Genomic DNA, 20,465 nt, shown 5'->3' with positions numbered 1-20,465 from the left:
TTCCTTCTATTTCACCTCCAACTGGAACGGCGCAACCGGCAGGTCTCCGGCGCTGTAAAGATTGACGTAGGGCGAATCCGCCCAGGCGTAGCGAATCCGGGTGGCTGTTGTTGCGCCCTTGATCACGACCGTATCGCCTTCGACCGTGGCCACAGCGTAGCGGCAGGTCGCGTCGCAGACCTCGAATCCGATGGCCTGTGCCGACGAATAGGTCAGGAGCTTGCCGCCCGTATCGCGGAAACGAATCACCACGTCCTCACCCCGGTGCGTGGCCGAAACCGGCTCCGGCGACAGGGCGACGGCCTCACCATAGGCCGCCTTGCGCATCCCCAGCGCCACACGCTCACCGACGACTTTTTTCTGCGTCGGGTGGATGTCGGAGCGGTCGCCGAAGTCGATGCTGACGGCCAGCGCGGTCTTCGCGTCGGCATTGACGCTGAGGCGCTGGGATTCGCGCAAAGCTGCCCACGACGAGTCCGTCGGTTGCATGCCCACCGGGCCGAAATTGGCCAGTTGCACCACGACGACCGGCAGGTCCGGCAGTTTGAAGCTTTGTCGCCAGTCGGCGAACAGGGCGGGCAGCAGGCGGCTGTATTCGGTGGCATTGGCGACATTGGCCTCCCCCTGATACCAGGCGACGCCTTTCAGCGTATAGGGAGCGATAGGCGCGATCATGCCATTATAAAGTGTCGCCAGTCCGGAGGTCGGCAGCCACGGCGTCGAGGGTATGTCGGTCAAGCCGGAAATGGACGTGGAAATCTTATATTTCCATTTTTCCGGAATTTGAATAATTTTGCCGTCGCTGAGGTGGATCCCACGGGGCTTGGGGTCACCCCACATGCCGCCACCGCCGCCCGTATCGACGGCGCGAATGGCGATGATATTGCGCCCGGCCTTGAGCAGGCCCTTGGGAATCTCATAGTGACGTGGCGTATTCCACCCTTCGTCGGAGCCGATGGCCTTGCCATTGATGAAGGTGGTGTCGGCGTCGTCGATGGCTCCCAGGGTAATGGCATTGGCAGCCTTGGCCTGAGCAGCGGTCAGGGTGATTTCGGTGCGATACCACACCACGCCGTCGAAGCCTTTCAAAGCCGCATCGTCGGCCTCTTCCCAGAACGTCGTTGTGTCGATGGTCTTCCAGTCGCGGTCGTCGTAGGCGAGGCCCGCCCACTGACGCTTTTCCCCCGCTTGCGGTTCGTGCGCGTCCCACCAGTCCTGCGTGACCTTTTGCCAGACTTTACGCGCGGCTGCGGGATCGTTGGCGTAGGTTTTCAGCGTGGCGAGGCCAGGACCGTAGGTCTTCAGACCGCGTAGGGTCAGCTGGCTGAGCCACGACTGGATCATGGTTCCGCCCCAGGAGGAGTTGATCATACCCACGGGCGCGCCGGTCTGTTTCTGCAGCGCCTTGGCCATGTAGTAACAGACCGCCGAGGTGTCGCCGGTGGTCTCCGGTCCCACCGCACGCCAGGCCAGGGCCTTGGGCAGGTCGCGCAGGGCTCCGCCCGGTTGTGCGTCCCTTTCGATGGTGACGAAACGCAGACGGTCATTGGCCGAGTTGAGGATCTCGTTATAGGCGTTGTTGGCGTATTTCGTCGGGAACTCCATGTTCGATTGCCCCGAACAGAGGAAGACGTCGCCGACCAGAATGTCCTTGAGAGTCGCGCCACCCGACAGGCTCAGGTCGTAAGGTCCGCCGGCGGGCACAGCGGGGAGGGTGGCTTCCCAGCGACCGGAAGCATCGGCGGTGGCGGTCACGCTCTGGCCGGCGAGGCTCACCGTGACCGCTTCCCCGTTTTCCGCCCAACCCCAAACGCGCACCGGCGCATCGCGTTGCAGCACGGCATGGTCGCCGAAGATGGCCGCGAAACGCGGCGCGGCTTCGGCGGTCAGCGGCAGGGCCAGCAGGCCGGTCGTCAGAAGAAGTGATGCCAGTCTCATTGCGCGGCCTCCGTGTTTTTCAGTTTGAACTCGCCGACCATGATGCCACGACCGCCCATCCCCAGATAGACCCGACCGAAGACGCGCGGATCGCCGGTCATGACGCTGATATTACCGAAGGTCTGGGCATGGGTGGTCAGTTTGATCCAGCGTGAGCCGAGGTCGGGCGACATGTAGACGCCTTCCTTGTCGCCGCTCTTGCCCCAGACGAAGATCGTCGGATAGGTCTCGTTCGGGGCAGGCTTGCCGAAGGTGACGCCCCACACCTGCTGAAAGCCCGGCACGCTGGAAAAGGTCCTGCCGCCGTCATCGGAGACGTTCAGCCCGTTCCAGCCGCCCAGCCACAGATGGCCTTCCTGACCCGGCGTGGCGCGCATCCGGCTGCCCCAGTCGGGCACGCTGGTCGACCCGGTGCGGAAGGTCGCCCCGCCGTCCTCGGAATAGTGGACGGTCTTTTTGCGGTTGTCGTAGAGGTAGAAGCGGTTGGGATTGACGCGGTCCGATACCGGATAGAGGTGGTTGTCGGTATTGACCGGCGCACCCTGCGATTTGACCCAGGTCCGGCCCATGTCACTGGAGACGTAGGGCTCGGACTTCGCCGGAATCCACATCAGGCGCGTGCCGTCGGCATTGATGGCGATGCCCATGGTCATGACGCCGTGGCCCTGCGGATCGACGATGGTCGGCGGGGCCGAGGCAAAGCCCGCCCAGCTTTTGCCGCCGTCCAGCGAATAGTAGCCGTAGGGGTGCTTGTCCGAGGTGCGCACCACAATGTCGGGCTTCAGTTCGGCAAAGTCGAGCCCGCGCGTGGTCGTGCCGTTGGGTACGAAATAGGTCGAGTTCTTCACCGAGAACAGGTCGTCGTGGCGGAGGCCGCCAATATCGCCCAGCGCGCTGATAAGCGGTGCACCCTGCGGCGGCGAGATCAGTTCGAGCGTCGCGGTTTCCTCAAGGCCCGCATTGGTGAATAGCCAGTGCAGCGGGGCCTTGCTATCGCCGAAGGTGCGGTTCTCCCACAGTCCATAACCCGTGACGTAGAAGACGCGGTCGGAGTCGAACGGGTCGATATCGATATCGCCGATCCAGTGGCCGATGCGGTCGTGCGCGCCACCCGCGAAAGGCAGCAGCCACGGCGCGTCTTCGGTATGGAAGTGCGAGCGCTTGCTGACGGGAGACCACGACTTCCCATAGTCGGCCGAGCGGAAAATCTCGTCGCCCGATCCCCAGCGGTTCAGGGTCGACACCACCATAACGCCGGGCGTGCGGCGGTCGAGCGACAGGCCGGCATAGCCGAAGGTTTCCGATCCGGGTTTGAGCGGCGTGATGTCGCTCCAGTCGCCTTTGGCCGGGTCGTAGGTCTTGACGGCGCCGTCGGTGACGCCGTTGGGGCCGAGATTATTGCCGAAGGTCAGATACAGCCGCCCGTCCGCGCCGAATTCGCCGTGATGCGGCATCAGGCCCCTTGGTGCGCCCTTGACCGGGCTCCAGCTCTTGCCCGCATCTTCGGAAACGTAGAGGCTCTTGCCGTCGCGATCCTCGACCCCGGCATAGACGGTTGAGGTGGCGCTGCCTGCCTTACCGCCGGGGGCGAACAGGACGAACAGGATGTGGCTGGCGGGCAGGGCGGTCTTCGACCAGTTGCGACCGGCATCGGCCGAGGTCCACAGCCCGGTCTTCGACGTGCCGAGAAACAGGGTCGAACCGAGGTGGGGATCGACCTGCAAACGCTCGCCCGTCGAACGGCCATCCTCATTACCGCCCAGATAGAAAGGCAGTTCCACCTTGTCGAAAGTGCGCCCGCGGTCGTTCGAGATCAGAAGCGCCGCCTTGCGATTCCAAGGGGTGTCGGCGGTATATTCGCCGCAGGCCAGATAGAGCCGATCGGGGTTTTGCGGATCGAGCCCGATCGACAGCACGCCGTTGAGCATGGCGTCGTCGTGCCCCAGAAAATCGAGCAGGGGCACCCAGCGGTCGGCCGCGCCGTCATAGCGATAGGCCCCGCCGATGTCGGTGCGGGCGTAGAGGAGGCCTGGCTGCGTCGGATGGAACACCACGCCGGGCACGAAGCCGCCGCCGCGGATGTCGACATGGGTCCAGCTATAGACGGCCTTCGGTGCGGGGGACGGTGCAGGCGATGGCGTCTGAGCCATACACGTTCCGGCAATCAGCGCGAGCGTCAATCCGCTGCAAGCCCTGAGATATGAGGTCTTCATTTGTTTTCTTCCCTGACGTTTCTTATTTGGCTGCCCCGCTTCTGTTGAGTTTGGCAGGGTCGTGTATAGGCTTATGACAGCGCTAACATTTTTGCAAGCGACTATAAATTTCACATATGAAAGCAAACGCCTTGCGCTCTTTACCTTTGCTGTCAAGCCGTGCGACTATGGAAGAATCGCATCCATATCAGCGTCTTCCGGCGTGGCACACAGGGGTAAATCATTGGCGCGCAAGGTCAGCCGTCGCGGCGGTAACATCGTCACCATCCACGACGTGGCGCGGCATGTCGGCGTGTCGCCCATGACGGTGTCGCGCGTCATCAACGGTGAAAAGAACGTCCGTGAAGAAACGCGCAAGAAGGTGGCCGAAGCCATCGAGGAACTGAACTATTCGCCCAATATGGCGGCGCGGTCGCTGGCCTCTCAGGATTCTTCGCGCATCGCCCTGATCTATTCCAACCCGTCCATGTCCTTCCTGTCGGAACTGCTGCTCGGCATATTGCAACAGAGTTCGCAGAGCGGCTGCCAGTTGATTATCGAAAGCTGCGACGGGCCCGAAGGTGTAGCCGACGTGCTGGACAAGCTGAAATCGCTGGGCGTCGACGGTGTGGTCCTGCCGCCGCCCCTGTCGGATTCATCGCGCGTCGCCAAGGCGTTGAAGGAGATGAACCTGCCCTTCGTCGGTGTGGCCACCTCGCGCCCGTCGCCGGATGCGGCCAGCGTTTCGATCGATGACTTCAAGGCGGCGTTCGCCATGACCCAGCGCCTGATCGCGCTCGGCCACCGCCGCATCGGCTTCATCAAGGGCCAGCCCAACTCCTATTACAGCCAGTTGCGCCATGAGGGCTATGTCGCCGCCCTCACCAAGGCCGGGATCGCGCCGGAAGACAAGCTGGTGGGGCAGGGCTATTTCACCTACCGTTCGGGCTTTGACGCCGCCGAAAGTCTGCTGATGCGCGACGACCGTCCCACCGCCGTCTTCGCCTCGAACGACGATATGGCCGCCGGCGCCGTGGCCTCGGCGCATCGACTGGGCCTCGACGTGCCGAAGGATGTGACCATTGTCGGTTTCGACGACACGTCGATGGCGTCATCGGTGTGGCCGGAACTGACCACTGTGCGTCAACCGATTTCCGACATGGCGTCTCTGGGTTTGAAGATGCTGCTGGAACAGATCCGCACCCGCCGTTCGGGGCAGCCCTACGCCCCGGTTCACGAAATCCGCGACTTTGCCATCATCGAGCGTCAGTCGTCTTCCGCGCCGGGCGAGGCAGCATCGGACTGAGGACCTGAGCGGACGTAAAATGCATCCTGCCGGGTGTGGGCTCTTGACAACCCGCCCTGACTGCTGGAAATGGTAGCGCTATCAATCGCGCAGTTTGGCACGGCGGACGTCGTGGGTTGGACGTGTGCGTAAAAAAAAGCGATAAGTCCGCGAATTATAATCCGGACGTTACAGGTTGAGCGGATTTCATTTCCTCCGGCTGTCCGGACGATTCGTACAAGCAAAGGTGTGTCACCATGACCGATTTCCTGCCGACTGCCATGCTTCCGCAAGACTGGCGTGACGCGACCCTCGTCGGGCGCATCCTTCTGCCCGAAGGACCGACGCCGGTACTGATCAGGGGTGGCGAGGTCTTCGACATGAGCGCCGTGGCCCCGACCGTGGCGCAGCTTCTCGCCCAATGGCCAGAAAAGGGGGGCCCGGCAGGCGGCAAGAGCCTCGGCAAGCTGGAAGACTTTGCGTTTAAGAAATCCTGGGAAGGCCAATCGACCCTTCTGTCGCCGATCGATCTTCAGGTGGTCAAGGCGGCGGGCGTGACTTTCGCGGTCTCGGCGGTCGAGCGCGTCATCGAAGAACGCGCGCGCGGTGATTTCAACCAGGCCCAGGCCATCCGCGACGATCTGGCGGCCCGCGTCGGCGGCGACATCCGCTCGGTCGTGCCGGGCACCGAAGCCGCCGCCAAGCTGAAAGAGGCCCTGATCGCCGACGGCCTGTGGTCGCAATATCTGGAGGTCGCCATTGGCCCGGACGCCGAGATCTTCACCAAGTCGCCGGTCCTGTCCTCGGTCGGCTGGGGCGAAGAGGTTGGCGTGCGTTCGGACTCGACGTGGAACAACCCGGAACCCGAAGTGGTGATGGTGGTCGATCCCAAGGGCCGTGCGCTCGGTGCGACGCTCGGTAACGACGTCAATCTGCGCTGTTTCGAAGGCCGCTCGGCCCTGCTGTTGGGCAAGGCCAAGGACAATAACGCCTCCTGCGCGCTGGGGCCGTTCATCCGCCTGTTCGACGACAATTTCACGCTCGATGACGTGCGCTCGGCCGTGCTCGATCTGCGCATCGACGGTCCGGAAGGCTATGTGCTCGAGGGCCGTTCCTCGATGGATCAGATCAGCCGCGATCCGCTGGAGCTGATCCGTCAGGCGCTGAGCGAGCACCACTATCCCGACGGCTTCGTCCTGATGCTGGGCACGCTGTTCGCCCCCACGCAGGACCGTGACACACCGGGCCGCGGTTTCACGCACAAGATCGGTGACGTCGTCACCGTCACCACGCCCAAGCTGGGTACGCTCGAAAACCGCGTCACCACCTCAAAGGACGCCCGCGCCTGGACCTTCGGTATCGTGTCCCTGATGCAGAACCTCGCTGCGCGGGGCCTCCTGAAGACCGAAGCCGCCAAGGCCGATGCCGCCTAGAATTTAGACGCGCATCCGGTCTTGGAAATGCGCTTTGTGTTTGTTGTAGAAAGTCTTAAGACATGTCGTCTGCCATCTATCCGAGCCTGAAAGGGCGTAAGGTTCTTATCACCGGCGGGGGGTCGGGTATCGGCGGAGGGCTGGTCAAGGCCTTCGTCAATCAGGGCGCCAGGGTCCATTATATCGATCTGGTCGATGAGGTTTCCCCTACCATCGACACCGGCGTGTTGGGCACGGCACCCGTCTTCCATAAATGCGACCTGACCGACACCCCGGCGCTGGAAAAGGTGTTGGCTGCCATTCTGGCCGACGGCCCGGTGACCATCCTGCTCAACAATGCCGCGCGCGACGATCGTCATTCGCTGTCGGAAATTACCTCGGAATTCTTCGACAAGAATATCGGCGTGAACCTCAAGCACATGCTGATGGTCACCCGCGCCATTGCGCCGGGCATGAAGACCGCCGGCGGCGGGGCCATCATCAATTTCGGCTCGATCTCATGGCACCTCGGCTTGCCGGACCTGACCCTCTATGAGACCGCCAAAGCGGGCATCGAAGGCATGAGCCGGGCGCTGGCCCGTGAACTGGGCCGCGACAATATCCGCGTCACCACCATCATCCCCGGCAACGTCAAGACGCCGCGTCAGGAGAAGTGGTACACGCCCGAAGGCGAGCGTCAGATCGTAGAGGCCCAGTGCCTCGATGGCCGTATCGAACCGCGGCACGTGGCGTCGCTGGCCTTGTTCCTGGCGTCGGACGATGCGGCGCTGTGCACCGGCCACGGCTACTGGATCGACGCCGGCTGGCGGTAGGATAATTCTCCTCCCTTGCAAGCCCTTGGGCGAAGCGGGGGAGGCGGCGAGCCTGCGAGCCGGAGGGGGCGCGGCCTTGGTTGGATGGCCCCCTCCGTCAGCGACTTCGCGCTGACACCTCCCCCGCCTTGCAGGGGAGGAGGGAGACAGACATGACCCAACTCTTCCAACCAACCTGCATTCTCGACCTCAAGGCTACCCTCGGCGAAGGGCCCGTGTGGTCCGCGCGCGACCATGCCCTGTGGTTCGTCGATATCAAGCAGAAGCGCGTCCATCGCTACGACCCGGACATCGGCTCGCATCAGACCTTTCACGCGCCATCCGAACCCGGCTTTCTCGCGCCGAAACAGCGCGGCGGCTTCATCGTCGGCTGCAAGACCGGCCTGTTCGACTTCGATCCGATCAAGGGCGCCTTCACCCTGCTGAGCCATGTCGAGCCGGGCCTGCCGACCAACCGCCTCAATGACGGGTTTGTCGATGCCAGAGGCCGTCTGTGGTTCGGCTCGATGGACGATGACGAAGCCAGTCCGACCGGTCGCCTGTACCGCTACGACGCGCGCGGTCTGAAGATCATGGACGATGAGTACGTCATCACCAATGGTCCGGCGGTCAGCCCAGACGGCAGGACCCTCTATCACAACGACACGCTGAAAAAACACATCTACGCCTTCGACCTCGACGATCATGGCGAGATCGCCAACAAGCGCCTGTTCGCACAACTGGATCGTGACGGCAAAACCGGCGAACACGGCGAAGGTTATATGGACGGCCCGGTCGTGGACAGCGAAGGCCATGTCTGGGTGGGGCTGTTCTTCGGTTGGGGCGTCAATGTCTACGCGCCGGACGGCACGCTGATCCGCAAGGTCGACCTGCCGGTATCGAACGTCACCAAGATCGCCTTCGGCGGTCGCGACCTCAAAACGGTCTACGCCACCACCGCCGCCAAGGGCCTGAGCGCCGACGATTTGAAGCAACAACCGCTGGCCGGCGGTCTGTTCAGCTTCCGCAGCGACGTCGCCGGCCAACCCCAAAACGAAATCACCTTCCTCTGAGGATACGCCTATGGCCATCGATCCCACCAAGGCCGACGCTACCGGCCCCAACATGTCGGGCAAGCCCGAAACCGCCCAGCGCCGTCCGGCGACGCCCAATGGCCGTTTCCGCTCGCAGGAATGGTTCGAGGCCCCCGGCCATATCGACATGGCCGCGCTTTATCTTGAGCGCTTCATGAACTACGGCATCACGCCGCAGGAACTGCGATCGGGGCGTCCCATCATCGGCATCGCCCAGTCGGGCTCGGACCTCAGCCCGTGCAACCGCATTCATCTCGATCTGGCGCAGCGCGTGCGCGAAGGCATCCGCGACGCGGGCGGCATCTGCATGGAATTTCCCTGCCACCCCATCTTCGAAAACTGCCGCCGTCCGACCGCGGCGGTGGACCGCAATCTCAGCTTCATGACGCTAGTGGAGATTCTGCACGGCTACCCGCTGGACGCCGTGGTGCTGACCACCGGCTGCGACAAGACGACCCCGGCGGGCATTATGGCCGCCACCGCCGTCGATATTCCGGCCATTGTGCTGTCGGGCGGGCCGATGCTCGACGGCTGGCACGACGGCGATCTGGTCGGCTCCGGCACGGTCATCTGGCGTTCGCGCCGCAAGCTGGCGGCGGGCGAAATCACCGAAGACGAATTCCTCGAAGCCGCCTGCGCCTCGGCCCCGTCGGCAGGCCACTGCAACACCATGGGTACGGCCTCGACCATGAATGCCGTGGCCGAGACCATGGGCCTGTCGCTGCCCGGCTGTTCGGCCATTCCTGCGCCCTATCGCGAGCGCGGACAGATGGCCTATGAGACCGGTCGCCGCATCGTGGAAATGGCCTATGAAGACCTCAAGCCGTCGAAGATTCTGACCAAGGCCTCCTTCCTCAATGCCATTGCGGCGGTGGCGGCGCTGGGCGGTTCGACCAATGCCCAGCCGCACATCGTGGCCATGGCCCGCCACGCCGGGGTCGAACTGACGCCGGACGACTGGATGGCCGCTTACGACATCCCGCTGATCCTCAACATGCAGCCGGCGGGCAAGTATCTGGGCGAGCGCTTCCATCGCGCGGGCGGCGTCCCGGCCATCCATGTCGAGTTGCTGAAGGCGGGGCTGCTGGACGGTACGGCGGCAACCATCACCGGGCGCAGCCTCGCCGAAAACGTCGAAGGCCGCGAAAGCAAGGACCGCGAGATGATCCGCACCGTGGCCGAGCCGCTGATGGAGCGCGCGGGTTTCCTCGTTTTGAAGGGCAATTTGTTCGACTTCGCCATCATGAAGACGAGCGTGATTTCGGACGAGTTCCGTAAGCGCTACCTGTCCGAACCGGGGCAAGAAGGGGTCTTTGAAGGCCGCGCCGTGGTCTTCGACGGTTCGACCGACTATCACGAGCGCATCAACGATCCCGCGCTGAATATAGATGAGCACTGCATTCTGGTCATTCGCGGCTCCGGTCCGGTGGGCTGGCCCGGTTCGGCCGAGGTCGTCAACATGCAGCCGCCCGACGCCCTGCTGAAAAAGGGCATTACCTCCCTGCCGACTATCGGCGATGGACGTCAGTCGGGGACGGCGGATTCGCCCTCCATCCTCAACGCCTCCCCCGAAAGTGCGGTGGGCGGCGGGCTGGCCTGGCTGCGCACCGGCGACATGATCCGCATCGACATCAATACGGGCGCCTGCAATGTGCTGGTCTCCGACGAGGAGATCGAGAAGCGCAAGGCCGATGGCATCCCGCCCTATACGGAATCGATGACCATGTGGCAGGAAATCTACCGTCAGACCGTGGGGCAATTGCACACCGGCGCGGTGATGGAACCGGCGCTGAAGTACACAAAGATTGCCGACAAGATGCCGCGGCATAATCACTAGGAAAAAATCTCCTCCCTGTTGCGCAGCAATGGGGAGGTGGATTTTTGCCGTAGGCAAAAAGACGGAGGGGGGTGACCCCAAAATTTCAAAGGCCGCGGCCTTGGTTGGCGGCTGCATTATCCCCCTCCGTCTCGTCGTTTCACTCCGATCCACCCGCACCGGCGGCCCGGTCCCATGCCTCCGGCACAGGGAGGAGATTTCAGTTTTATGCTGCGCAGCAATCGTTGCGGTGCAGCAATGGTAGCGCTATCAGTTTTTCACTTGCCACACCGAAAATTTAGGGCACATTAACCGCGCCCGGTGCGGGGTGTCGTAAAACCTTGTCTCACTTATTGAGAGAGGCCTCTTTACGACTCGCTGCGCGCGGTCCAGTTTCATCGCGCCTATCCGCCAGATCCGCCCACCAACGATCACAGGATCAAAAGAGAGGAAGGCGCTCCGGCAGGCCGCAAGCCTGTCATACCGTCTTCTACTCAGGGAAGGGACATCATGAGTTCTCCAACAAAGGTCAATACCGGCCTGATCCTAGGGCTTGCCGTCGGCGCGTCGCTGGGCGGGCTTCTGTTCGGCTACGATACCGCCGTGATTTCCGGCGCGGAACAGTCGATCAAGTTCAACTTCGTCGTGCCGCATACCGAATGGTCGATCGATTTCAAGAACACGGTGCACGGGTTTGCCGTGGGGATCGCGCTGCTGGGCTGCGTTATCGGTTCGGCCATTGCGGGCCCGCTGGCGACCGCGCTCGGCCGCCGTGCCGGTATGCTGATCGCCGCGTCGCTGTTCTTCGTGTCGTCCCTGCTGTCGGCGTTTCCGGAAACCTTTCTGGCGCCGGTCGGGCAGATGGGAACGGAGGCCATCTGGCCGTTTCTGATCTATCGCACCTTCGGCGGCATCGCCATCGGCATGGCCTCGTTGATTTCGCCCATGTACATTTCGGAAATCGCCCCGGCCAAACAGCGCGGTCTGTTCGTCTCGCTGGAGCAGATCGCCATCGTCGTCGGCATCACGCTGGTCTACTTCGTCAACATGCAGATCGCGCGCATGGGGGACGCGGAATGGCTCCACGCGCTCGGCTGGCGCTACATGCTGGCCTCGTGCGCTATCCCCGCCGCCATCTTCTTCGTCGCTGCGCTGATCATGCCGGACACGCCGCGCTGGTATATGCTGAAAGGCAAGGAAGACAAGGCGCGCGAAGTGCTGGCCAAGGCCAATCCCGCCGATGAGGTCGAAACGACCCTCAGCGAAATCCGCGGCAGCCTGGTGCAGCATTCGGGCAAGCTTCTGTCGTTCGGCTTCGGGGTTCTGGCGGTCGGCATTCTGCTGTCGGTTTTCCAGCAGGTCGTCGGTATCAACGCTGTGCTCTACTATGCGCCGACCATGTTCGAGAATCTGGGGCTGGGCAAGGATGCGGCTATGCTCAATACGGTGATCATGGGCATCGCCATGGTGGTCTTCACCGTGGTTGCGCTGTTCACCGTCGACCATTGGGGGCGCAAGCCGCTGCTGATCCTCGGTTCCGTCGTGATGGCGGCGTCGCTGATCTTCCTCGGTGTGTTGTACCAGACGCAGAATCCGGCCGAGCAGCCGGGCATCATCTATCTGATCGTCGCCATCACCTATATCGCCGGTTTCTCGCTGTCGTGGGGTCCGATCGTGTGGGTCATGCTGGCGGAAATGTTCCCCAACTCGATCAAGGGCAAGGCCATGTCGGTGGCCGTCGCCGCCCAATGGATCGCCAACTTCATCGTGTCGCAAACCTTCCCGATGATGGACGGCAATCCGCAACTGATCGCGATGTTCAACCACGGCTTTTCCTTCTACGTCTACGGCATCTGCTCGATCCTGTCGGGGCTGTTCGTGTGGAAGTTCGTTCCTGAAACCAAGGGCCGGACGCTCGAAGCCATTGAGCATCTGTGGAAAAAGGCGTAAGCTTGGCTTTATCAGCGTAAATAGCGGCGGGGCTTCGATCAGGCTCCGCCGTTTGCGTCTGTAATCATAACAAACGTGGAAATGCCTCATGATCGACCTCTCTACGCTGACCCTGACGGCGCGCGATACCGCGCTTGAGCTGCACCCCGACGTGGGCGGGGCCATCGGCCGTCTGCTGCACAAGGGGCGCGACTATATGCGCCGCACGCCGGACGAACCGCGCGACGTGTTGGAAACCGCTTCCTTCCCGCTGGTGCCCTTCTGCAACCGCATAAAGGACGGGACGTTCGCCGTCGGGACGCAGAAGGTGAAGATGAAGCCCAATCTGGGCGACCATCCGCATACCCTGCACGGTCAGGGCTGGCGCGCGCGCTGGAAGGTGGCCGAGCAGTCGCCGTCTCGCGCCGTGCTGACCTTCCGCCATAAGGCCGATGAATGGCCGTGGGAATACGAGGCGCGTCAGGTGTTCGAACTGCGGCCTGCAGGCCTGCGGGTGTGGCTGAGCGTCAAGAACCTCAGCGCCACGGCCATGCCGGCGGGGCTGGGCTTTCATCCCTATTTCAACCGCACGCCGCAGACGCGGCTCAAGGCCCAGGTGGACGGCGTATGGATGGCGGATCAGGACTGCCTGCCGACCGAATGGCAGGCGGGCCTATGGCGCAAAGACTGGCCGCTGGGCGATTTCGTCAGCGACTCCGTGCTTATCGACCACTGTCACAGCGGGTTTATGGGCCGGGCGGATGTCTATGAGGACGGTACGCCGCTGCTGACCCTGCGCGCCTCACCGGACTGCCACTGGCTGCACATCTATGTGCCGCCGGGCGAGGACTTCTTCTGCGCCGAGCCGGTCAATCATATGCCCGACCCGTTCAACCATGCCAATTCGGGCCTGCGCTGTCTGAAGCCCGGTGATGTGGCGCTGATCTGGATGGATATCAGCCTGCACAGCTAATCTATTTCGTTCTCGCCTTGAGCGGGTAGGAAACGATGATCGTCAGGGGCTCGTCGCCGACCTGCTTGATACCGACCTGCGCGCCTTCGTACAGATAGGCGGTCATGCCGGTGGTTAGCGTTTGTGTCACGCCGTCGGATTCGACAAGACCCGTACCCGAAACGACGTAATAGACCTCGTCGTGGTCGATGGGATGGATGCCGATGGCCGAGCCAATATGCAGGGTGCGCTTGCGGAATTCCATGGCGCGCTGAGGGGCCTTGTCGCTGATACGATAGGCGGTGGACATGCCGATATTGCCGTGCGGCGTGGGCTGCTCGACGATGGTGTCCTTTTCGTCGATGACTACCATAGGCTGGTTCACGGGCGGGGCTCCGAGGGCAAGCGAGGGCAGGGCGATAAGCGCAACGGCGAATATCAGGCGCATGGGTTTCCTCCGGTTTTATTTAACCACGGAAAACACGGAAAGCACGGACAGACAAGAGTAACAACGAGCGCGGGCGATCACGTATAGTCTGGGATGTCCGTGTTTTGGCTGCGCCGAACGTTGTTTCCGTGGTTCCTCCCTTACATGACCCAGCCGCCGTCGATGACGTGGGCGTGACCCGTGGTGAACTTCGACTCGTCCGACCCCAGATAGACCGCCAGCGCCGCCAGTTCTTCCGGCTTGCCGAAGCGGCCCATGGCCTGACGCGCGGTGAAGTCGCCATAGGCCTTTTCGAAATCACCCGTCTCATGCAGCCGCTGAAGCAGCGACGGCGTCTCGACCGTACCGGGGCAGATGGCGTTGCAGCGGATGCCCTGAGCCACGAAATCGGCGGCCACGGCCTTGGTCAGGCCGATGACGGCGGCCTTGGTGGCGCAGTAGGCGAAGCGGTTGGGAATGCCCTTGATCGAAGAAGCGATGGACGACATGTTGATGATCGAGCCGCCGCCGCGCGCAATCATATTGGGCAGGACGGCGCGGATCAGGCGGTACTGCGCCGTGACGTTCAGCGCGTTGGAAAATTCCCAGTCCTTTTCGTCGCAGTCGAGGATGGTCCCCGCGTGGACGAAGCCCGCGCAGTTATAGAGAATATCAATCTGCGGGAATTCAGCGGCGATGGCCTTGACGGCTTCAAGCTCAGTGACGTCGAGCTTGCGCGGGATAACGTTATCGAGGCGGCTCAGTTCGGCGAGACTGGCGTCATTGATGTCGGCGGCGATAACGGTGGCGCCTTCGCGGACATAAGCTTCGACGGTGGCGCGGCCGATGCCTTGGCCGGCGGCGGTGATCAGGGCGGTTTTACCGGAAAGTCGTGACATGGTGCGGTCTCTTGAGTGCGGGGAGAAGTGTTAGGCGCGACGCAGCGGCAGACACGCCGGGCCGAGCGGATCGAAGGCCTTGTAGGTCAGGATGAATTCCTGATGCCCCAGGGCCTCGGACCTGGTCTGCGCGCCGGCGGCGACGTCTAGCACCCGATCGATAATCTCCTGACCGACCTCGTCCAGCGTCGCGCGGCCTTCCATGATCTTGCCGGCGTCGATGTCCATGTCTTCGCTCAGCTTTCGATAGGTGTCCGGATTGGCGCAAATCTTGATCACCGGTGAGATGGCCGATCCGACGACGCTGCCGCGGCCGGTGGTGAACAGGGTCACGTGCGCCCCGCAGGCGATCAGTTCGACGATTTCGGCATTATCGGAAATATTGGGGAAGCCGAAGCGCGGCTCGCCGTCCGGCACCACGTCGAGCAGATAGAGCCCGCCCGTCGGCGGCACGTCGCCGGGCTTTATAATGCCGCAGATGGGCGCGGATCCCGACTTGGAATAGGCACCCATCGACTTTTCTTCCTGCGTCGTCAGCCCGCCTTCGGCATTGCCCGGCGCGAAGGAGCCGAAGCCCATGACGGTGTAATAGGCTTCGGCTTTTCGCACGCAGGCTTCGAGTTCCGCGCCCAATTCGGGCGTCACGGCGCGGCTGGCCATAATGGTTTCGCAGCCGACCAGTTCGCCGGTCTCCTCGAACACGCAGGCCGCGCCTTGCGCGCCGAACCAGTCGAAGGCGCGGCCGACCGCCGGATTGGCGGTGATGCCCGACGTGCCGTCCGAGCCGCCGCAGATGGTGCCGATGATCAGTTCCGACACCTCCATCTCCACCTTGGGCGTCGCATGGGCGATGGCCTGCAGACGGGCGACGGCTTCGCGCCCCTTCTGGATGGTCGAAAGCGTGCCACCCGATTGCTGGATAACCAGAGTCTCGCAGGGACGGCCCGACGCTTCGATGGCGGTCTTCAGGCGCTCGCGGTTGAAGCTTTCGCAGCCCAGCGAGATCAGCAGTACGCCACCGACATTGGGATGGGTCGTCACCGCCGACATCACCTTGAAGGCGTAGTCGTTAGGATAGCAACCGGGGAAGCCGATCAGATGGACTTCGCTGTCGTCGGATTTGCTGACGATCTGGCGTGCGACGTGGTGGGCGCATTCGACCAGATAGGCCACGGCGATGACGTTGCGGATGCCCTTGCGGCCATCCTGACGCAGATAGCCCTTAAGCATGCGTACCTCCGGAGGCTTCGCGGGTGTGGGACGAAATGTAGTCGCTTTTCATATTGTGCATGTGGACGTGGCCGCCTTTCGGCGTGTCGCGGATCATCGAGCCGATGGGCGCGCCGTATTTGAAGATCTTGTCGCCGGCCTTAAGGTCGCGCACCGCCACCTTGTGCCCGACCTCGATGGGCTCGCGCACGGACAGGAGGTCTCCGGCAACGGGGACGTCGGTGCCGGGCGCGATGGCCTGACGGCAGACGGCGACATTGTCGTCGGGGTGCAGGAGGATGAGGGGCGAGGGCAGGGACATGGAGATGGGGGACTCTATACGCGGGCCGGTTCGGCGACGGGCGCATCGGCGCGCAGCAGTCCGGCGGATTTCAGATCGCGCCACAGGGCGGCGGGGATGGGGTGATTGAACAGGCTCAGATTGCGCGCAACCTCTTCCGGGCGGGCCATGCCGACGACGGTGCTGGCGACGACCGGATGATGGCCGGGGAACTGGATGGCGGCGGCGGCCAGCGGCACGTCGTATTCGGCGCAAACGGCCTCTATGCGGCGCACCCGATCGACGATCTCCGCGGGCGGAGTCGCGTAGTTGAAGTGCGCGCCGCCGGCCAGCAGGCCGGAATTGAACGGCGCGGCGGCCAGCACCGATACGCCGCGCGCGGCGCAACGGTCGAAAAAGCCGTCGAGCGGCGTCTGCTCCAGCAGGGTATAGCGCCCGGCCAGCAGGATGGCGTCTATATCGGCGTGCGCCATGACTTCGTCGCAGATGGCGGTCTCATTGACCCCCAGCCCGATGGCGCCGATCAGGCCCTGGGCCTTCAGGTTTTGCAGGGCCATTAGCCCGCCGCGCAGGAAGGTCTCCAGATGGAAGTTGTTGCCGTTGCCGTGCGTCTCTGTGCCGAGATCGTGGACCAGAGCGATGTCGATGTGCTCGCGCTTCAGGCGCTTCAGACTGTCGGCGAACGACCGCATCACCCCGGAATACGAATAGTCGAAATGCTCCTCGAACGGGTCGCCATCGACAAAGCCGTGGCGTTCAGTGCCGGGCGGCGGCGGCGCGATCGGGGTCAGAACACGCCCGACCTTGGTCGAGAGAATGGCCTGAGCCGGCAAAGCCCCAATCCGGCGTTCGGACAGGCCCTGACCATAGCGCGGGGCGGTATCGAAATAGCCGATGCCGCCGTCCCATGCGGCCTTCAGTGTCGCGATCGCGATAGCATCTTCGACCGGACGGTACAGATTGCCGATAGCCGCCGCGCCGAAACCCAGCGCGCCGACCCTGACTTCTGTCCGGCCTAAACGGTTAGAGGACGTCATAGACATCCATGAAATCCCTGTTCATTTTTAAAAACGATTATCGCTTATGAAAATATATCTACAGCCGACACCTAAGCCGCGCAAGCGCGCAAGGTATCATTTAGGCGTGCTGACGGGCGTCCGGCGCATTTTCCTTTCCGCCCATAAAATCAGCAGGCAAGGCTTTTCAAACGCCGAAAACTAGCCGCCCAAAGTCCGCGAAAGGGCGGCCGAAGCCCCCTTCAGCTTGGCCACCGTATCCTCCAGGCTGAGGCAGCCGTGGGTCTTGAGCCAGGGGATGGTCATGGCGGCGATGACGGTGGTGTCGTTCATCACCGGGCAGGAGACGTCGAGCACGCCGTCGACGAAATCGCTCTTGGCCTGCACATAGCCTTGCTGCAGGGCGCGTTCGGAGACGGTCTCGAACAACTGCCATTCCTGCGCCGTGGCGGTGGAACGCAAGGCGTGCTTCATTTGCTCCTTCAGCTTGGGCGGCTGGAAGGCGTAGAGCACGAGGCCGGAGGTCGACTGCACCAACTGGCGCTGGTAGCCGACGCGCACCGAGAAACCGAGGTCGCCGGGGGCCTCGATGCGGGCGATGACCACCATGTGGTCGTCCGAGGCGATGGCCAGATGCACGGATTGGCGTACCTGTTCCGACAGGGCCTGCATCAGGGGCAGGGCCGAGGCCAGCAGGTTCTGGCTGGGGCCGCGGCTCATGCCCAGCGAGAACAGCTTATTGGTCAGTTCCAGCCCGTCGCCCTTTTGCGACTGCGCGACATAGCCGCGGTTTTCCAGCACCTGCACCATGCGGAACAGTTCGGACACTGAGCGGTCGAGCCGATGCGAGATCTGCGACAGGGTCATGGGCCGTTTGTTGGCCGCCAGAAGCTCCAGCACGTCCAACCCTTTTTCGAGGGCCGGCGCACGGTATTTCATGGCTTTTTCGCTGTCCGAAGGACGTGTGTCGTCGATAATCATGGGACCCCCTGCAGGCCGTAGGTTTTTATAGCGTTACCGGCAAGGATGGCGTGACGCTCTCCCGCCGTCAAATGGTTTAGATGGGTATGTACACACCGTATCCAGTCTTGCCAGTCGCGCCGCAACCGGACGACGGGCCAGTCGGAACCGAACAGCAACCGGTCGGGACCGAAGCTGTCGATCAGGTGCGCGATATAGGGTGAGGCGTCGGCCTGCAGCTGATCCGCCGTCATCTCGGTCAGAAGGCCCGACAGCTTGCACAGCACGTTGGCGCGGCGCGCGATGGCGGTGATCGCCTCGAACCATAGAAGCGTTTCTTCGGGGCGGTCGCGATTCGTCGCAATGGGCGGCTTGGCACCGTGGTCGATGACGATGCTCAGGGCCGTGTAGCGGTGGGCCAGTTCATCAATGGCGCTCAGGTGCCGGGTGAAGACCAGCGCATCGAAGACCAGCCCTACCGCCTGCATCGCCGCCAGCGCCGGAGCCACCTCCGGCCGCAGGATCCAGTCGTCCCGCGGCAGGCCCTGCAGCATGGGACGCAGGCCCTTGAGTTTCGGATGGCGGCTGAGTTCGCTGATGCGCGCCGGGGCATCCGGAGCCGACAGGTCGGTCCATCCGACGACGCCGAGGATGAGCGGGTCGCTGTCCGCCACCTCCAGCAACCAGCGGGTGTCGGCATCCGACGGCTGGGATTGCACGACCACCACGCCGCTCAGTTCCTCACCCGCCGCGGCGCGCAGATCATGCGGGCCGAAGTCACGATAGAGGGCTTCGAGATCGGGCGTCGGCCATTCGAAACCGTTATGCCCGACCTGCCACAGATGAACATGGGCGTCGATCACCGCCATCTCAGTGCCCTGTCATGACCGGCGCGGCTGCGGCGTCCTTGGGTGCGCGGAAGGCGTAGAGGGCGATGACCGCGAAGCAGACCGCCGTCACCACGAAGGCGTTGCGGATATGGCTGTGGTCGGAGACAAACCCCATCACCGCCGTCAGCACCGCGCCGCCGACGATGCTCATGATCAGCAGCGACGAGCCGGTCTTGGTCAGATTGCCGAGCCCCGCGACCGAGGTGGCGAAGATGGTGGGGAACATGATCGACATGAAGAAGCTGGACGCCACCAGCGCCCACAGGCCGTTCTCGCCGCCGGCGACGACCGCATAGAGCATCAGGCCGATATTGATGACGGCGAACAGGCCGAGGATCAGCGTCGGGCGCACCCTGGTCATCAGGCCCGTGCCGATAAAACGGCCGACGGCGAAGGCGATCAGGGTATAGTAGAGATAGGTCGCCGCCACCTTGTCGCTCAGCCCCATTTCGGCCTGGGCATAGCGGATCATGTAGCTCCAGATGCCGACCTGAGCACCGACATAGAAGAACTGCGCCAGAACGCCGAACATGAAGCCACGGCGCTTGAGCAACTGCCCGACCGAGGCGAAGAAGCCGATGTCGTCGCCGGCTTCTTCATGAGCGTTTTTCGTGGCGGCCGTGGGGAATTTCGACAGAAAAACCAGCAGGGCCCACAGCAGCACGACGCAGCCGATGACCAGATACGGCCCCTGCACGGCCTTGACCTCGGAGACGTAGAAGGCCTGACGTGTGGCTTCATCCATGGCGGCCAGCGCCGTTTCGTCGTGCTCGATACCCGACAGGATGAAGTGCTGACCGATGAAGATGCCCGACAGGGCGCCCAGCGGGTTGAAGCTTTGCGCCAGATTGAGGCGAAAGGTCGCCTTTTCCGGCGGACCCAGCACGGTGATCAGCGGATTGGCCGAGGTTTCGAGAAAGGCCAGACCCGAAGCGATGACGAACAACCCGCCGAGAAACCAGACATACTGATGATTATCGGCCGCCGGGTAAAAGAGAAACGCGCCGGCGGCGTAGAGCAGCAGACCCGTGATTACGGCTGCCTTATAGCCCAGTTTGCGCATGACGAAGGCGGCGGGCAGGGCCAGCAGGAAATAACCCATATAGAAGGCGAACTGCACCAGACCCGATTGCAGGTCGGTCAGTACGAAGGCCTTCTTGAATTGCGGGATAAGAACGTCGTTGAGATTATTGGCCACCGCCCAGAAAAAGAACAGGCTGGTGATCAGGATCAGGGGCCACAGGCTTTTAAAGCCCCGGCCCGGCTCGGCTGAGGAGGTCATGTGCGTCTCTTCCCATTGGTGGCCGGGTCTTATGCCCGTGCTCATTGGCTT

17 protein-coding genes are annotated in these 20,465 nt (G+C 62.9%); 7 read left to right on the top strand and 10 right to left on the bottom strand.

Annotated features, from left to right (window positions below):
• Positions 1 to 6: 6 nt before the first annotated feature.
• Together LH365_RS11790 and LH365_RS11785 are read right to left on the bottom strand one after the other, a co-directional pair.
• The gene (locus LH365_RS11790; protein WP_226743826.1) at positions 7 to 1,938 is read right to left on the bottom strand and encodes a sialate O-acetylesterase; all 1,932 of its coding nucleotides are present in this window, start codon (positions 1,936 to 1,938) and stop codon (positions 7 to 9) included.
• The gene (locus LH365_RS11785) at positions 1,935 to 4,088 is read right to left on the bottom strand and encodes a xyloglucanase (RefSeq protein ID WP_226743825.1); all 2,154 of its coding nucleotides are present in this window, start codon (positions 4,086 to 4,088) and stop codon (positions 1,935 to 1,937) included. Before LH365_RS11785 ends, LH365_RS11790 begins: the two co-directional genes overlap by 4 nt.
• A gap of 286 nt (positions 4,089 to 4,374) precedes the next feature.
• On the opposite strand from LH365_RS11785, the gene LH365_RS11780 reads away from it, so the two are divergent.
• From LH365_RS11780 to LH365_RS11750, 7 genes are all read left to right on the top strand, one after another.
• A complete protein-coding gene (locus tag LH365_RS11780; RefSeq protein WP_226743824.1) occupies positions 4,375 to 5,436 on the top strand; it encodes a LacI family DNA-binding transcriptional regulator in 1,062 nt (353 codons plus the stop codon).
• Between the two features lie 236 nt (positions 5,437 to 5,672).
• Complete coding sequence (locus tag LH365_RS11775; protein WP_226743823.1) at positions 5,673 to 6,848, top strand: fumarylacetoacetate hydrolase family protein; 1,176 nt, start codon at positions 5,673 to 5,675, stop codon at positions 6,846 to 6,848.
• Positions 6,849 to 6,910: 62 nt separating this feature from the next.
• The gene (locus LH365_RS11770; protein WP_226743822.1) at positions 6,911 to 7,660 is read left to right on the top strand and encodes an SDR family NAD(P)-dependent oxidoreductase; all 750 of its coding nucleotides are present in this window, start codon (positions 6,911 to 6,913) and stop codon (positions 7,658 to 7,660) included.
• Positions 7,661 to 7,812: 152 nt separating this feature from the next.
• Positions 7,813 to 8,712 carry an SMP-30/gluconolactonase/LRE family protein gene (locus LH365_RS11765; RefSeq protein WP_226743821.1) on the top strand — a complete coding sequence of 300 codons (900 nt, stop codon included), beginning with the start codon at positions 7,813 to 7,815 and terminating at the stop codon, positions 8,710 to 8,712.
• A 52-nt stretch (positions 8,713 to 8,764) separates the two neighbouring features.
• Positions 8,765 to 10,570 (top strand): IlvD/Edd family dehydratase, encoded by a 1,806-nt coding sequence (locus tag LH365_RS11760; protein WP_226745483.1) that lies wholly within the window; start codon positions 8,765 to 8,767, stop codon positions 10,568 to 10,570.
• Between the two features lie 489 nt (positions 10,571 to 11,059).
• Positions 11,060 to 12,499, top strand: coding sequence for a sugar porter family MFS transporter (locus LH365_RS11755; protein ID WP_226743820.1), 1,440 nt, complete (start codon positions 11,060 to 11,062; stop codon positions 12,497 to 12,499).
• An 88-nt stretch (positions 12,500 to 12,587) separates the two neighbouring features.
• Positions 12,588 to 13,451 carry an aldose 1-epimerase gene (locus LH365_RS11750; RefSeq protein WP_226743819.1) on the top strand — a complete coding sequence of 288 codons (864 nt, stop codon included), beginning with the start codon at positions 12,588 to 12,590 and terminating at the stop codon, positions 13,449 to 13,451.
• A 1-nt stretch (position 13,452) separates the two neighbouring features.
• Here LH365_RS11750 and LH365_RS11745 read toward each other — a convergent pair whose 3' ends face one another.
• From LH365_RS11745 to fucP, 8 genes are all read right to left on the bottom strand, one after another.
• Entirely contained in the window at positions 13,453 to 13,878 is a 426-nt protein-coding gene (locus tag LH365_RS11745; RefSeq protein ID WP_226743818.1) for a cupin domain-containing protein, read from the bottom strand.
• Positions 13,879 to 14,018: 140 nt separating this feature from the next.
• Complete coding sequence (locus LH365_RS11740) at positions 14,019 to 14,756, bottom strand: SDR family oxidoreductase (RefSeq protein ID WP_226743817.1); 738 nt, start codon at positions 14,754 to 14,756, stop codon at positions 14,019 to 14,021.
• A gap of 30 nt (positions 14,757 to 14,786) precedes the next feature.
• Positions 14,787 to 15,986 (bottom strand): UxaA family hydrolase, encoded by a 1,200-nt coding sequence (locus tag LH365_RS11735; protein ID WP_226743816.1) that lies wholly within the window; start codon positions 15,984 to 15,986, stop codon positions 14,787 to 14,789.
• Positions 15,979 to 16,287, bottom strand: coding sequence for a UxaA family hydrolase (locus LH365_RS11730; RefSeq protein ID WP_226743815.1), 309 nt, complete (start codon positions 16,285 to 16,287; stop codon positions 15,979 to 15,981). Before LH365_RS11730 ends, LH365_RS11735 begins: the two co-directional genes overlap by 8 nt.
• A gap of 14 nt (positions 16,288 to 16,301) precedes the next feature.
• Positions 16,302 to 17,309, bottom strand: a complete 1,008-nt coding sequence (locus LH365_RS11725; protein WP_226743814.1) for an aldo/keto reductase — start codon at positions 17,307 to 17,309, stop codon at positions 16,302 to 16,304.
• 174 nt (positions 17,310 to 17,483) lie between these two features.
• The gene (locus LH365_RS11720) at positions 17,484 to 18,263 is read right to left on the bottom strand and encodes an IclR family transcriptional regulator (protein ID WP_226743813.1); all 780 of its coding nucleotides are present in this window, start codon (positions 18,261 to 18,263) and stop codon (positions 17,484 to 17,486) included.
• Positions 18,260 to 19,111, bottom strand: a complete 852-nt coding sequence (locus tag LH365_RS11715; RefSeq protein ID WP_226743812.1) for an amidohydrolase — start codon at positions 19,109 to 19,111, stop codon at positions 18,260 to 18,262. The genes LH365_RS11720 and LH365_RS11715 overlap by 4 nt, the downstream gene beginning before the upstream one ends.
• A gap of 1 nt (position 19,112) precedes the next feature.
• Entirely contained in the window at positions 19,113 to 20,414 is a 1,302-nt protein-coding gene (fucP, locus tag LH365_RS11710; RefSeq protein WP_226743811.1) for an L-fucose:H+ symporter permease, read from the bottom strand.
• Positions 20,415 to 20,465 lie beyond the last annotated feature (51 nt).

The organism is Asticcacaulis sp. AND118, assembly GCF_020535245.1.
Classification (GTDB): domain Bacteria; phylum Pseudomonadota; class Alphaproteobacteria; order Caulobacterales; family Caulobacteraceae; genus Asticcacaulis.
The sequence above is the reverse complement of the archived record's forward strand: the minus strand, read 5'-3'. Positions and strand labels throughout refer to the sequence as shown.

Bases quoted from the DNA above. Each gene is read 5' to 3' on its own strand.
- LH365_RS11750 (WP_226743819.1), top strand. From the start codon at position 12,588: ATGATCGACCTCTCTACGCTGACCCTGACGGCGCGCGATACCGCGCTT.
- LH365_RS11770 (WP_226743822.1), top strand. From the start codon at position 6,911: ATGTCGTCTGCCATCTATCCGAGCCTGAAAGGGCGTAAGGTTCTTATC.
- LH365_RS11785 (WP_226743825.1), bottom strand. From the start codon at position 4,088: ATGGCTCAGACGCCATCGCCTGCACCGTCCCCCGCACCGAAGGCCGTC.
- LH365_RS11755 (WP_226743820.1), top strand. From the start codon at position 11,060: ATGAGTTCTCCAACAAAGGTCAATACCGGCCTGATCCTAGGGCTTGCC.
- LH365_RS11715 (WP_226743812.1), bottom strand. From the start codon at position 19,111: ATGGCGGTGATCGACGCCCATGTTCATCTGTGGCAGGTCGGGCATAAC.
- fucP (WP_226743811.1), bottom strand. From the start codon at position 20,414: ATGACCTCCTCAGCCGAGCCGGGCCGGGGCTTTAAAAGCCTGTGGCCC.
- LH365_RS11775 (WP_226743823.1), top strand. From the start codon at position 5,673: ATGACCGATTTCCTGCCGACTGCCATGCTTCCGCAAGACTGGCGTGAC.
- LH365_RS11730 (WP_226743815.1), bottom strand. From the start codon at position 16,287: ATGTCCCTGCCCTCGCCCCTCATCCTCCTGCACCCCGACGACAATGTC.
- LH365_RS11735 (WP_226743816.1), bottom strand. From the start codon at position 15,986: ATGCTTAAGGGCTATCTGCGTCAGGATGGCCGCAAGGGCATCCGCAAC.
- LH365_RS11790 (WP_226743826.1), bottom strand. From the start codon at position 1,938: ATGAGACTGGCATCACTTCTTCTGACGACCGGCCTGCTGGCCCTGCCG.
- LH365_RS11720 (WP_226743813.1), bottom strand. From the start codon at position 18,263: ATGATTATCGACGACACACGTCCTTCGGACAGCGAAAAAGCCATGAAA.
- LH365_RS11725 (WP_226743814.1), bottom strand. From the start codon at position 17,309: ATGTCTATGACGTCCTCTAACCGTTTAGGCCGGACAGAAGTCAGGGTC.
- LH365_RS11765 (WP_226743821.1), top strand. From the start codon at position 7,813: ATGACCCAACTCTTCCAACCAACCTGCATTCTCGACCTCAAGGCTACC.
- LH365_RS11740 (WP_226743817.1), bottom strand. From the start codon at position 14,756: ATGTCACGACTTTCCGGTAAAACCGCCCTGATCACCGCCGCCGGCCAA.
- LH365_RS11745 (WP_226743818.1), bottom strand. From the start codon at position 13,878: ATGCGCCTGATATTCGCCGTTGCGCTTATCGCCCTGCCCTCGCTTGCC.
- LH365_RS11760 (WP_226745483.1), top strand. From the start codon at position 8,765: ATGTCGGGCAAGCCCGAAACCGCCCAGCGCCGTCCGGCGACGCCCAAT.